Source organism: Ruegeria atlantica (assembly GCF_013032505.1).
GTDB classification, from domain to species: domain Bacteria; phylum Pseudomonadota; class Alphaproteobacteria; order Rhodobacterales; family Rhodobacteraceae; genus Ruegeria; species Ruegeria atlantica_F.
The window spans coordinates 1-14707 of the sequence record NZ_WQCG01000013.1 but is presented as its reverse complement, the minus strand read 5'-3'; the positions used below and the strand labels follow the sequence as shown (position 1 = coordinate 14707).

8 protein-coding genes are annotated in these 14707 nt (G+C 54.0%); 5 read left to right on the top strand and 3 right to left on the bottom strand.

The window, feature by feature from the left end:
- The first annotated feature begins 22 nt into the window (after positions 1-22).
- The 5 genes from repC (GOW92_RS23590) (at position 23) to GOW92_RS23570 (ending at position 11143) form a co-directional block, all read left to right on the top strand.
- Positions 23-256: a replication initiation protein RepC gene (repC, locus tag GOW92_RS23590; RefSeq protein ID WP_170565921.1), complete on the top strand. Its 234-nt coding sequence runs from the start codon at positions 23-25 to the stop codon at positions 254-256.
- Between the two features lie 784 nt (positions 257-1040).
- Positions 1041-3389 carry a hypothetical protein gene (locus GOW92_RS23585; RefSeq protein WP_170565918.1) on the top strand — a complete coding sequence of 783 codons (2349 nt, stop codon included), beginning with the start codon at positions 1041-1043 and terminating at the stop codon, positions 3387-3389.
- 139 nt (positions 3390-3528) lie between these two features.
- The gene (gene repC / locus GOW92_RS25425; RefSeq protein WP_170565915.1) at positions 3529-3846 is read left to right on the top strand and encodes a replication initiation protein RepC; all 318 of its coding nucleotides are present in this window, start codon (positions 3529-3531) and stop codon (positions 3844-3846) included.
- Positions 3847-4165: 319 nt separating this feature from the next.
- On the top strand, positions 4166-5650 hold the full coding sequence (locus GOW92_RS23575; protein ID WP_368040325.1) for an RNA-directed DNA polymerase: 1485 nt from the start codon (positions 4166-4168) through the stop codon (positions 5648-5650).
- A gap of 363 nt (positions 5651-6013) precedes the next feature.
- Entirely contained in the window at positions 6014-11143 is a 5130-nt protein-coding gene (locus tag GOW92_RS23570; protein ID WP_170565908.1) for a RecQ family ATP-dependent DNA helicase, read from the top strand.
- Between the two features lie 329 nt (positions 11144-11472).
- On the opposite strand, the gene GOW92_RS24805 is transcribed toward GOW92_RS23570, so the two are convergent.
- The 3 genes from GOW92_RS24805 to GOW92_RS23555 form a co-directional block, all read right to left on the bottom strand.
- A complete protein-coding gene (locus GOW92_RS24805; RefSeq protein WP_217356581.1) occupies positions 11473-12834 on the bottom strand; it encodes a hypothetical protein in 1362 nt (453 codons plus the stop codon).
- Position 12835: 1 nt separating this feature from the next.
- Complete coding sequence (locus tag GOW92_RS23560; protein WP_368040324.1) at positions 12836-13981, bottom strand: M16 family metallopeptidase; 1146 nt, start codon at positions 13979-13981, stop codon at positions 12836-12838.
- Between the two features lie 460 nt (positions 13982-14441).
- Positions 14442-14707, bottom strand: a 266-nt coding sequence (locus GOW92_RS23555) for a DDE-type integrase/transposase/recombinase (protein WP_170565906.1), incomplete at its 5' end; no start/stop codon positions are given.

The following is a 14707-nucleotide window of genomic DNA, read 5'->3' as shown; positions in this document are numbered from 1 at the left end:
GGACGCCGCGATCGACAGGCTTGTGCCGCTCGGCATTCATTCCTCGGCCTGGCAGGAGGCCGTAGACCAGATGGGAGACTTTGCAGCCGCCCTGTGCGTCCTGATCATCGACAACAATGTCGCTCACCCCGATACCCCCATCCAATCCCCCGGCGGGGTCCTGCGCGCCATGACCGCGCGGCATCAAGCCGGACAGCTCAGGCTCAACCAAAGCCTCGTCGCGATCAGGAAAAGGAAGGGCAAACAGGTTGAGTAAACCAAGATGGCGCCATAGGGCCTTCCAATGCGTGTTCCGGGTGCGGCACGCCACTGCTTTGGTGCCAGTTACCGGAGGCCCGGAACCAGATCAAATCTTACCTGCGGGGTCCTAAAAACAGTTGCAACGAATCACAACCTATGAGGGAGTTCCCCGAATGGGGAAAGTGACCTGGATGAGAATGCGGCATCTCTTTTGGGATGTCGCGTTTTCAGAAGCGACGAACGGAAATGAGCAGGGGGTATGGATGATGTCCGATGCCCCCAACGGTTCTCAACCGTCAAGCCTCACGGTTGCGCAACAGCAATAACAACAAGGACGGCATATCGCGCCCGCCCGGGCCCGGCGGGCTATTCGCGGCCGGATGTTCAGGTGCGCGTTCGTCGGCATTGACCGGGCTTGGAAAGAGCCCGTATTCGCAACCCGCAACCGCAGCTCATGCTGGTGCAGGTCTGAAACCACCCGCAGGTACTGATGTGACGGATCACAACGGGGTCTCGCTGAGGTTGTGCTCGCCGGTGCCGCCTGCGTCTCACAAGGGTCAGGGCGTGCGGACGGCTCCCCGCGCCACGCCATCATATTGGACTGACCTCACCGGTGGGCCCATTCCGTATACCTACATCAAGACCATCAAAGCCACGGCGAGGGTCGGGTTGCCCCGGTCAATGAGTTTCCGGGAGCAGGATCGGTTCCCGGGGTGCAGACCGATGTTTTCGGAAAGGTCACGCAGGTCCAAATCTCACAAACCCAAGATCCTGCCGGACAATCAACATAGGAGACTGACATGACCGCTTCAAATCCCGGCCGCACCGACACTTACATTGATCCCAAAACGGGCGCCAGGACAACAAGAACCTATGACGCCAATAACAGGATACTGGCCAACGCAGTCGATTTTGACAGGGATGACATCATCAACTATTTGTATGTCAATACCTATGACGCGGCTGGTCGGCGTATACGACTAGTGATTTCGTACAATACTGATGATGAGGGCCGTTTCGACCGCATCACCACCAATACCCTGAATGCCAAAGGCAAGGTGCTGATCGGAGACGATGATTTGGACGCGGATGGCACCATCGACCGCAAGTACGAAAATACCTATGACGCGGCTGGTCGGCGTATAAAACAAGTGATTTCGTACAATACTGATGATCAGGGCCGCTTCGACCGCATCACCACCAATACCCTGAATGCCAAAGGCAAGGTGCTGATCGGAGACGATGATTTGGACGCAGATGGCACCATCGACCGCAAGTACGAAAATACCTATGACGCGGCTGGTCGCCGTATAGAACAGGTGATTTCGGACGATACTGACGATGATGGCACCTTCAACCGGGTCGAGGCCAGTACCTATGACGCGGATGGTCGGCGTATAAAACAAGTTATTTCGTACAATATTGATGATGAGGGCCGCTTTGACCGCATCACCACCAATACCCTCAATGCCAACGGCAAGGTGCTGACCGGCGAAGACGATTTTGACGCGGATGGCATCATCGACCGTAAGTACGAAAATACCTATGACGCGGCTGGTCGGCGCATAGAACAGGTCATTTCGACGGATTTTGATGATGACGGCATCTTCAACCGCGTCGAGACCAATACCTATGATGCAGCGGGTCGACGTGTTAAACAGGTCGTTTCGAGAGATACTGATGATGACGGCACCGTGGACCGCATTGAGGCCAACACCTATGATGCGGATGGTCGGCGTATAAAACAGGTCATTTCGAAAGATTTTGATGATGACGGCATCTTCAACCGCGTCGAGGCCAATACCTATGATGCAGCCGGTCGACGTGTTAAACAGGTCGTTTCGAGAGATACTGATGATGACAATACCTTCGACCGCATCGAAACCAGGACCTATGACACCAACGGCAAGGTGCTGACCGGAGCATACGATTTTGACGCGGACGACACCATCGACCGCAAGTACGACAATACCTATGATGCGGATGGTCAGCGCATAGAACAGGTCATTTCGAAAGATTTTGATGATGACGGCACCTTCAACCGCGTCGAGGCCAGCACCTATGACGCGGATGGTCGGCGTATAAAACAAGTGATTTCGTACAATACTGATGATGAGGACCGCTTTGACCGCATCACCACCAATACCCTCAATGCCAACGGCAAGGTGCTGACCGGCGAAGACGATTTTGACGCGGATGGCATCATCGACCGTAAGTACGAAAATACCTATGACGCGGCTGGTCGCCGTATAGAACAGGTGATTTCGGACGATACTGACGATGACGGCACCTTCGACCGGGTCGAGGCCAGTACCTATGACACGGCTGGTCGGCTTATTAAACAGGTCGTTTCGGAAGATACTGACGATGATGGCATCTTCAACCGCGTCGAGACCAATACCTATGATGCAGCGGGTCGACGTGTTAAACAGGTCGTTTCGAGAGATTTTGATGATGACGGCACCGTCGACCGCGTAGAAAGCAATACCTATGACGCGGCCGGTCGGCGTATAGAACAAGTTGTTTCCAGTAATACTAACGATGACGGCGACTTCGACCGCATTTCCACCTACACCTTTGATGTAAACGGCAAGGTGCTGACCAAGGCATGGGATCGTGACGCAGATGGCACCATCGACCGCATGCACGAAAATACCTATGACGCGAACGGTACGCGTATAGAACAAGTCATTTCGAGAGATTTTGATGATGACGGCACCTTCAACCGCATCGACACTTTCACATATGACGCGGGCGGGATTAATATCAGACAAGCCGTGTCGAGAGATACTGACGACAACGGCACCATCGACCGTGTCGAGTACCGCAACTATGGCGCTGACGTTGATACCATAGAGCCCACAGTGCTGAGCGCACAGGTCCTGGCAGGCGTGAAAACAATATCCCTTTCCCGTGGCGCTACGAACCTGGTCATCAGTGATTCAGTTTTGAGCGTACTTGCGGATGATGATGACAGCTATCGGGTTCGGATCTACGGTGATGAGCGCGACAGCGTTATCTTGGAGCAAGGTATCCAGGACTCCGGACGAGACGTGGAGATCAACGGTGAGCAGTACGATCTCTACACAGGAACATCCGGAAGCGTCCTCGTCGATCCCGATGTGATGGTTGAACTTGCTGTTGCCTGAAACTAGGCCGGTCTGAACGATACGCCGTTCAAGCCAGCTATGTCACACGTGGTTGGTGCGGATGGGTGGGAAGCCCCCGGCGTCCAGCACCTGCCTCTATTTGTGGTAACAACCCCGACCGGCCAACGGGTCAGACGAGATGCAGCTCAGGGTCCTGCTGGCGCAGGGCAAACGCCCCTGCCCTGCCCCGCGGGACTTCGTGATCGCCGCGATCGACAGGCTTGTGCCCCTTGGCATTCATCCCTCGGCCTGGCAGGAGGCCATAGACCAGATGGGGGACTTGGCAGCCGCCCTGTGCGTCCTGATCATCGACAACAATGTCGAACACCCCGATACCCCCATCCAGTCGCCCGGCGGGGTCCTGCGCGCCATGACCGCGCGGCATCAAGCCGGACAGCTCAGGCTCAACCAAAGCCTCGTCGCCATCGGGAAAAGGAAGGGCATACGGGTTGAGTGATCCAAGATGGTGCCGCCCCTCACCCAGATACGTGGGCTCGCAATAGGTCGACCCTGTCATCCTTCGCCTTCGCAGGGGATGCAGATTTCGGGGAAAACGCCACAAAGCGTACCTTCGCTACACGTGCACATTATCAATCCCGAACGTCCGGTTTGTGCTGTATGCAGAATAAACTGCTAACTGTGTTTCTTGGCGTTTGCTCACACTCAGCGCTTTCAGATGATTTTAGGCTAGAAGTTGCAGGATTTTTGAGAGTATCCAAAAAACACTGAAAACACATTTAAATTTAATTGGATAGATGATGACTAGGATAATCGACGTGGACGCGACAGCCGCCCAAGAGTATCTACTCAAGCCGGAGTGCTACTTCCGCTCAGACTTCCCGCCATACATTAGTTTTCATTCTATTCTTGAAGACGTTGCTGCTGTCTTAAACAACAGGCCGTACTCTGATTTTCAGAAGCCAAAACCCAACCGTGCATTCGAAATGTCTGGGGTGAACTACGAGATAATAAGCACGAAAGACGGTCGTTTTGGATGGCGCCCTTACGAGCTGATTCATCCAGCAATCTACGTAACGCTTGTTCAAACTTTGTGCAAAGAGGCGAACTGGGGTTTATTGCAGGCGCGTTTTGAAGAGCTGCAGTCTGGAATTGTAGAGTGTACAGGTTTTCCAGTTTTACCGGAGCCTGGGCAACTTCAAGCCGGAGCTCAAGTGAGGACATGGTGGTTGCTCTTCGAACAACGCTCATTGGAACTGTCGCTGGACTACACGCACATTCTTCAAACTGATGTGACCAACTGCTACGGATCTCTGTATACACATAGCATTCCTTGGGCAATTCATGGATATGAAGCTGCTAAGGCTGACCGCTCCAGAAATCTGTTCGGAAATGAAATCGACAAACACATTCGAAACAGCCGCTATGGGCAAACCAACGGGATCATGCAAGGCTCTGTCCTTGTTGATATTTTGGCAGAACTCGTGCTCGCGTACGTCGACCACAAGATTTCGGAGCAACTGGGAGATTCTGGGGAATTTCATATCCTAAGATACCGTGACGATTATCGTGTTTTCGCTCAAAGCGACCGGATAGCAACTGATGTAGTTCGCGTGATCAGTGACTGTCTTCGGCACGTAGGAATGAAATTGGGAGAAGGCAAAACCTCGCAAAGCACAAACATCGTTGAGGCCTCTATCAAACCTGAGAAATTAGCGGGTATCCAGTTGGAAGATATGGATGTCACGCAAGCAAAAACCATCCAAAAGCAGCTACTACGTCTTCATGCTTTCGCTCGGAAATATCCGAATTCAGGCGCACTCAATAGACTAGCAGACCAAGCCTTTGAAAAACTCTCAACGATTGATGATGCACCGGCCGACTTGTCGGTACAAGTCGCGATTGTTTGTGATATTGCAGTTATTTCTCCGCGCACCTTTCCTGCCCTGTCAGGTATTTTAGCGAAGTTGATTTCCCTAGCTCCAAATCAAGATCGTCCGGAGCTTTGGGAACGTGTCGCTAACAAAATGAAGCGAATACCACACAACGGACATCTCGAAATCTGGCTGCAAAGAGTCACCAAAGCTAAGGGTGTCGAGTTGGACTTTGACAGTACTGAACCTATTTGCCAGATCGTTTCAGGAAAGCCTGCCCCTCTGTGGAACAACGACTGGATCGACAACGACGATTTGATCACTGCCCTTGACACCGGCAAAGTACTAATTGGGAAACCTGAGGACCTTGCCGCCATACCAAGCACTGATGAGCTTTCCTTGTTTAGGCAGTATTCCGAGTTTTCGTAGTTGCTATCGGTCTCGGCGCTTGAGCCAAAACCGGTTAAATCCAACGTCCGGTTTCTGCGGTTCTCGACATGCTGCGCTGGCAAAATCAGTCGTGCTAGTGGAGGTCCGCAATGGGCTCTTACCTCCAATCGCCCACCGCAGAGAACGGCAGCAAAGCGCAGAAGGCGGACAAGAGTTAAGCGCATGGAAATTTACTTGGGCAAATGGAACCTATTCCGGCAGGGGCATATCCAAGTTTAACTTGATTGCCATTAAGTTTGGTCCTGCAACCCATGTCCTACAGTCACCAACTCCCGTTTGGGTTGTGCGCGATCTTAAAAAGGTATTCTCTGGTTGCAGCCATTGAACAGCGGCGCATCAAAAATGAACGGTCGACATACCAAGTTTCTTTCCAAGTGTCTGTCCATCGATCTCGAGGTGGATCCCAAGACAGCCAAGGTATTTGCCTTTGCCGCCGTTCGAAACGACGACCAAGCGGCTTTGAAGTCTGGGGCCGGCTCTCTGGTGCAAAACCTTGACCGTCTGGAAGACGCCATCGCCGGTATCGCGCATCTGATTGGCCACAATTTTCTGCAACACGATATGGAACACCTGATCGCCGTCAGACCGCGGCTGGCCCAGATCATGCAGGCGCCGATTGATACACTGTGGCTGAACCCCCTGGCCTTTCCCCGCAACCCCTATCACCGCCTGGTCAAACACTATCAGGACGGGCGGTTGGCCGCGGGGCATATCAGTGATCCCGAACTTGACGCCCGGCTTGTTTTTGAGGTGTTCGCCAATCAGCTCGATGCCTTTCAAAACCTTGCCGAAAGCGAACCGGATGCGCTTGTAGCCTATCACTATCTGACAACGCGGAAAGAACCGTCGGGCGGTTTTTATGCTGTATTCAACTATCTGCGGAGGGCTGATTGCCCGTCACAGGATGAGGCCATAGCTGCCATCCGTCGGATGCTAGCTGGTCGGGCCTGCTGCAAACGGGTCGAACAGACTATTTGCCGCCTTAGCAATCCCCGCAACGGCTGGCCCTTGGCCTATGCCTTGTCCTGGATAACCGCGGCGGGCGGGGACTCGGTCATGCCACCATGGGTCCGCGCGCAGTTCCACGTGGCCTCGCTAATCGTCCGGCATCTCAGGGACACATCCTGCAAAGATCCTTCCTGCGATTGGTGCGCAGAACAGAATGACCCAGTCCGTGCGCTCAAAAGATGGTTCGGGTTCGAAAGTTTCCGCCCCCAGCCTGTCGACCCAGATGGTCGGCCATTGCAGGAACGCATCGTCGATGAAGCCATGTCCAGAAATAGCGTGTTGGGCATTTTGCCCACCGGCACCGGGAAGTCCGTGTGTTATCAGGTGCCCGCGTTGTCTCGGTTCGACAAGACTGGGGCATTGACCGTGGCCATTTCCCCTTTGGTCGCGCTGATGGCGGATCAGGTTCAGGGGATGGAGCGCGCAGGCATTTCCTGTTCAGTGACCGTGAATGGTCAGATGTCGATGCCGGAACGGCAAGACGCGCTGGACAAGGTCCGCATGGGGGATGCGGGCATTCTGATCATCTCGCCTGAGCAATTGCGCAGCACATCCATTCGGTCGGTTCTGGCGCAACGCGAAATAGGCCTGTGGGCCATCGATGAAGCCCACTGTGTATCAAAATGGGGCCATGATTTCAGACCGGATTACAGGTATCTGGGGCGGTTTATCAAAGAATTCTCGGGCGACCAGTCCCCTGCCCCGATCCTATGTTTGACTGCCACGGCCAAGCCCGAAGTGGTTGCGGACATCATGGAGCATTTTCAATCTCGTGCCGGGGTCGAGCTGCTGTCCCTCGATGGTGGAGCATCGCGGAATAACCTGACATTTGATGTCAGGCCCACGACCAAAAACAGCAAGCTGACCGACGTTCTATCCGTGATCGAAGAACTGCTTCCTTCAGAAGGCCGATCTGGTGCCGTGGTTTATTGCGCGACGCGCAAAGAAACCGAACGCGTTGCCGAGTTTCTGAAATCACAAGGTATGGATGCTGCGCATTTCCATGCTGGGCTTGGGTCCGAAGACAAACACGACGTACAGGAACGGTTCAGGGTCGGAGACCTGCGGGTAATCGCAGCCACCAACGCCTTTGGCATGGGCATCGACAAACCCGACATCAGGCTGGTGGTTCATGCCGACATCCCGGGGTCGTTGGAAAACTATTTGCAAGAAGCAGGGCGTGCCGGACGTGATCGTAAAGCTGCCGATTGTGTGCTGCTATTCGCGGGGGATGATGTGGAACGCCAGTTCCGGCTATCGGCCGGCTCGCGTTTGGCCCGGCATGAAATTGGAGCCATTCTGAAAGCCCTGCGCCGGATTGACGAGCGTACACGCAAGACCGGCAAGATCGTCGCTACCGCAGGTGAGATTGTCCGGTCCGAAAAGGACCGGGAGTTTGAGCGTGACAGCGCAACAGACGACACACGGGTCAAGACAGCTGTATCCTGGCTTGAGGAGGCAACACTTGTCTCGCGCGAAGAAAACCGTGTCCGGATTTTCCCCTCCTCCCTGAGGGTCCACACGATTGACCAGGCGAAACAACGGCTCGCGGATGCGGACATCACTCAAGTGCATCGCAAACAATTGCTGGCCATCGTCCAACATCTGATCTCGGCTCCAGCGGATGAAGGTGTGTCAACGGATCAACTCTGCGGTGTCAGCGGCCTCACACCGGGTGCCCTGGCAAAGGCGATGGCCAATCTCGAAAGCTTTGGCATCGCGCGCAACGACGTTGCGATGACGGCGTTCATCCATGCCGGCGTGGCGCAGTCTTCTTCTGTCCGCCTCACTCAGGTCGCAAATCTGGAACGGGATCTCGTCGCGCTGCTGCGCGAGCTGGCACCAGATGTCCACAAAGAGACCCCAATGCCGCTGAACCTGTCGGGAACTTGCCAGCGTCTGCGCGATCAGGACCACGCCGATGCCCGTCCTGACGTGATCGACAAACTGATCCGGGGCATAGCGCGGGATGGCAAGGGGCAGGATGGCGGCAAGGGGAACATCCGGCTCCGCAAGATCAGCCGAAACACGCTAAACATCACGCTCGAGCGGTCATGGGACATAATTTCCCGGACAGCTGAAATCAGGTGGCAGGCAGCTGAAAGCCTGCTGATGTTACTGAAGGGACGGCTGGATAAAGGCGCGCGCGGCAAAGACCTGCAGGTTGAAACCACCGTGGGTGACCTTCTGGCGCAGCTCACACAGGACGCTGTTCTGAAATCCAGCGGTCTGCGCGACATGACCAAGCTGTTGGAGCGCTCCTTGCTTTGGATGCATGAACAGGGCGTGCTGACTCTTGGCAAGGGGTTGACCGTGTTCCGCCCCGCCATGACGGTATTTCTGAACCCCAAAGGCGGCCGGTTCACGCAATCGGACTTCCTGCCATTGGAAGAGCATTACGCCGAGCAGACGCTACAGACCCATGTCATGGCCACCTATTCAGAAACTGGTCTGGACAAGATGGCGGATGCTGAACGCCTGTCCGAGGATTACTTTCTGCTCAACAAAGAACAGTTCATGAAACGCTGGATGCCGGGCATGGCACACGAGGTCAGGCGACAAACAACCAGCAAGTCCTGGAACGCCATTGTCGAAGATCTGGGCAACAAGGTTCAACAGGACATCGTCGTGGATGATCGGGAACAGACCAATGTGCTGGTTCTCGCGGGGCCCGGATCGGGCAAGACCCGCGTTCTGGTGCATCGGATCGCCTATCTGTTACGGATGAAGCGCGAAGATCCGCGCGGTATTCTGGTACTGGCCTATAACCGCCATGCGGCTGCCGAAATCCGCGTCCGGCTACGCGCGCTGGTCGGGGACGATGCAGCGGGCGTTACGATATCGACCTGCCATTCGCTTGCGATGAAACTGGTTGGCGCCAGTTTCGCTGGCGTTCAGGCCGCGACAGAAGACTTCGACACCGTCATCATGGAGGCGGTGCGTCAGCTCAACCCCGATGGACTGACCAAAGCCGAAGCCGAAGCGCAACGCGAGAGCCTGATACAGGGGTTTCGCTGGATACTTGTGGATGAATACCAAGACATTGGCCCGGAGGAATACGCGCTCATTTCCGCCGTAGCAGGTCGTTCGCTGGAAGACGCCGATCTGAAGCTCAGCCTGTTTGCCGTGGGCGATGATGACCAGAATATCTATGCCTTCAACGGCGCCTCGGTCGAATTCATCCGCAGGTTCGAAACGGACTATAATGCCAGACCGTCATTTCTAATCGAGAATTATCGGTCGACGGCACATATTATCGAGGCGGCCAATCAGGTCATATCCAATGCGCCGGATCGGATGAAGATCGATCACGAGATCCGGATCAATCAGGCGAGCAGGTTTAAACCCAAGGGTGGACGGTTGGAGCAGACGGATTCTGTTGCACACGGTCGGGTGCAATTGCTTGATGTCCCGCCCGGCACTATGCCGAAGGCCGCCGCTGCCGTCGATGAACTGATCCGCCTCTCCCGACTGGATCCCGGCTGGAGTTGGTCTCGTACCGCTGTGATTTCCCGCGACTGGAAAGCACTGGATACGGTCCGAGCATATGCCGAAGCGCAAGGGTTGCGCGTGGATATGGCCAACGAAGACCTTCCAAATGTTTGGCGGCTGAGGGAAACCCAACGTCTGGTGTCCGGACTGCGCAAGAAACAAGGCGCACTTTTGGGTATTCACGACATTCTCACGGTCCTGAATGTACAGCCTCGCAACAAATGGGTGGATCTGCTGGCCGAAGGCGTGGCCGCACTGGCCCGGGAATTGGGCACCAAAACAATGCCCGCGCTTGATATTGTCGAATGGATCGCCGAATGGTCCCGGGATACACGCGGTGAACAACGTGGACTGCTGTTGCTGACGGCGCATCGGGCCAAGGGGCTGGAGTTCGATCACGTCGCCATTCTGAACGGCGGCTGGAGGAGGGTCTCGAAAGAGGAAGATCCTGAAGCCCCCCGCCGCCTGTTCTACGTGGCAATGACCCGTGCACAGCAAAGCCTGACAGTGCTGACATCCGGAGCGCACCCCCTTCTGAAAACGGGTTCAGATTCAGTTCTGCTCAGGCACGTGACGCCCGATCTCGACGAAACCTCGCTGCCCGCAACAAAATACCAGATGCCTGCGCTCGATATCGTAGATTTGTCATTCGCCGGTCGCCAAGGGGATGCACATGAAGTGCACAAGGCCGTGCGCTCAGCCAATGTCGGGGACACCCTTTCCCTTGTATTTCGGCAACCTCATTGGGTCTTGCTGGACATCAAAAACCGTGTCGTCGGACGTATGGCCAAATCGTGGAAACCACCCCCGGGGCATGCGTTCGCCTCTGGGCAGATCGGGGCCATCATCAACTGGCGCAAGATCGACAGCGGTGAAGACTACGCGCGCTACCATAGGCGTGACCGCTGGGAGACCATACTGCCTGAGTTGATCTTCCGGCCTGAGATGCCGAAGCCTGACATGCTCAACTGACGCCGACAGCCCGCGAAAATGATCAGACGGGCCGAGTCAGGCACACTCAGCCGGACAGGCGGCTGACCCTCCTGCAAGTGTTGCTGATGTTTCGGTCCCAATACCGAAGAGACCGCCATTTCACCAAAAGTCGACCTGAGAACACTTATCGGCACAACAGTTGGCGGTCGAAAAAGAACGAGCTATCCCCTGTGAAGGGGCAAACCTGCAATTCTCGTCAACCCTTGTCACCAACCAGGTGTTGCGATCCTGGATAGCGCTGCCGTTTGAAAGGGTAATTTAAGCAACAACTGTGTTTCAGCTATAAGTTTTCAGCGTTCGCAAGCGCATCAAGGCAAAAGCTTAGGGGGGGTGCTTTTGGGTAGCAAACAGTATCCGTTTGACTGCAAAGTGTTCGAAGGAGGGTTTCCACCTCCGATCAGAATGAGAAGGAAATCGTCCAAAGGCGGTAAAAGCTCATGTGAGTTTGCTGTCGCCTCCTCCAACGACAGTGTTTGAAACACACCGAAAAGCGGGATTTCGATACTGCCGTCAGCACCCTCGGGATACTCGTGCAGGTATTGCCGCGTTCCCCAGACAGGCTCAGTAAAAAAGTCGCGATAGTAAGTCCGGTCCAACTGATCGAACTGAATCTCGAAACCTTCCTGTTCAATCTTCCCGCTGCGGACACTCTGGTAAATTTCCCTTATTTTCTCATAGATCTCTGGCCATCTTACCGCCTCAACTGTTGCGCTTAGTGAGATAATTGCCTTCTTCTTCCCCAAGACAACGAAGTCTGAACGTGGATCGTAAGCCGCGCGCATTTCCTGGCGGATTATCCGAAACATCTCGGACCCTTGGTTTGCGCCGATGTAATCCACCAAGACATTCGTTCCAACCTGGTCAGCCTCATCTGCAAACTCCTCTGCTTTGACAAAAAGGATAAGCATCTCGGTAGAGTCGGGATCGGCAAAGTGAATGACACCCGTTGGAAGGGAGAAGGCTTCTTCATTCGTGCCAATCAACGCTTCAGCCCATTTTGCGAAAGGCAACTCCCACTTTCCCTTCGGGCGGGGAAGCTTGTTAACCAGTCGAATGGTGCGGCTTTCTACTTCTTCATCTCCAGATCTTAGGATTGCCTGAATGGGTTGACCGAAACGAAATTGGCCATCCCAAACCTCGGTATCTGCTTCGTCAGGTTCGTACTCTAGGAAATCCACCACTTCATTCAGAACATGTTCTGGCATTCTGGTCCTGGTAGACTTGGTGGGGCTGGAATACTGCAGCTCTCTTGCATACCAGCCTTCGGAGTATTCCGGCTCAAGCAAGAGGTTTTCGAGGTGGACGATGATCTCTGGAAAGACTTCGTTTGGCGCCGAGACAGTGAGCATCAGATTATGGCGACTTGTTTCGACGTAATGCCTGATCCCCTTCAACTGCTTGTATTTAGCGATTTTGTGGGAGGAACGGCTTGATGTTCCTCCTGACACGACACTTGCGAGACCTGCACGCAACGCGGCCACCCGTTCTGTTGTTGGCCGATCAATCGGCCAAACCAAGGTGAGTTCTGAGATGCCGTTTTCTAGTGGCATCAGAAAAGCAATATTCGCATCGCCAGTCGTTGCGATCAGTTCCGCCCGGACCTGATGCGCTGACAGCAGGCTGATAACCATAAAGAGAGTAGAAATGAAACGGCCTTTAAGTGATTGCATGTTACTCTGCTTTTTTGGCCAAGACGACAGATGTCGCGGATGGCTTGATGACCTTTTCGGCAAAATCAATAACGTCCTGATCTGTTGTTTCGTTCAAGATGTCGACAAATACCGACGGGGTGACAGGTGGGAAGCCATCAGAAGCCACATTCTGCAGAAATGATAGAAACGCTACGGGTCGGCGCGCGGCATTCCGGGCTGCGACAACCTGCATCTGACGCGCTTGATTGATTTCATCCCTGGTGATCGGTTCGTTCAACAAATTGGCCAGAGTTTCTGTCAGATGGCTGTGCGCCGCGTCCAAGCTGAAGCCGGGCATCAGGTGTAAATCTATGGTAAGTTCAAGATCAGCATTCTTGGCAAAAAACCAGTCAGCATCGACGCTGAAAACGCGCTCGTCCTGATGGTAAAGGGCCTTGTAAAGCCTATCGTTCAAAATATCGCTGGCAATGAAAAATGCGCCCTGCATCTCGATGCTGGTTGACCGATCTTCGAAGTCCACGAATTTCGCAAACTGGACTGCGTCATGCGCCAACTTGTCCGACCTAATGCGCTCAATAAACTTGAGCTCGGGATCCGGTTTGTTGTCTAACCAAGGTTTCTGAGGCGCCTCAGAAGGTTCTGTGTCTCCAAATACACGAGCAACGAGTTCTTCGGCTTTACCTGGTTCAATTTTCCCCGACACGATTAGCGTCACATTGGATGGCGCATAATGTGTTTCGTGAAACTGATAGGCCTTCTCAAGGTTCAATTTGGGAAGATCTTCAATAGTGTTATTTGCCCGACCACGCAGCGTACCATAGAGGTTTTGAAGCGCAATTCTGCGGAGCCACCGGAGCGGAGTCTGTCTTTCGCGCAACAGTGTTTCACGCTGAACGATATCAATTTCGCTTTCCGCAAATCCTGCCGGCAGTGATGGCGTTTCAAGAACGGCCCGGGACAGCTGTAACAACATTTCTATTTCAGAAGGTACGCCGGAATTCGTGTACACCGTCGATACGTTATGCGTTGTCGCGTAGATATCGCGCTCGCGGGGCTTTCTGAGTATTGTGGCGTCCGCTGAAAACGCAGCCAGATGCTCAGTTAGATGAGCTGTACCGGATGGTTCCGGATCATCATACGCCCCCGAGAGAATAATTAGCTGCACGTCTACACGGTCGAAGTCATCTCTCGGAACCACGTAGGCTGCGTATAATTCGCCTTTCTCAGAAAGAGGGATGACACTCTGAGTTTGAGCCGTTCCTGCAGACACCAAAAAGATAAGCGAAAAAAACAATACGACTGCGCGCATCATGATCCTTTGAACTGTGCCACTTACGCCAAAAACTTCGTCATCAGGCGTTCAACGAAAGTAGCAATGATTTGCTGAATGCTTGTCGGATACGAACTGTTTTTTCAAGCTGCCAATTGCAAACTTGTCAAAGCGTGTTCGAATCGAGACCAAATAGACCCAGATTTAATGCTTCATCTCTCCATTAAATAATCGGCCTAAAGTTGTAATTGCCACAACCTCAGCGGGTGTACGTTATCCTCCAAAGATTAAGAGGGCAATATCTGGTGTTGCCACGTTAACCCGCGATCCACATAGAGATCCATGTTTTCGGATTTCAAGCGGTTTGAGTGGCGGCATTCCAGGCGTCAAAGGCCTTGAGGCGGTGATATCGGATTGTTAATGCGGAGCCACGGCGCGCGGGGACGCTGAAGCAATTGCGGATGGCTGAGTGGGTCGCCACGAACCTTTGCAACCCTCCAGGAGAGCGATGGCCTTGCATCGCCCGTTCCCGCTTTCGGAATGGCGAATGACTGTTTTCAGCTCGATTGTTGAGGCCCTTGTGCGACCAATGATCTAACCCCGGCGCGACCTCACGCCTGG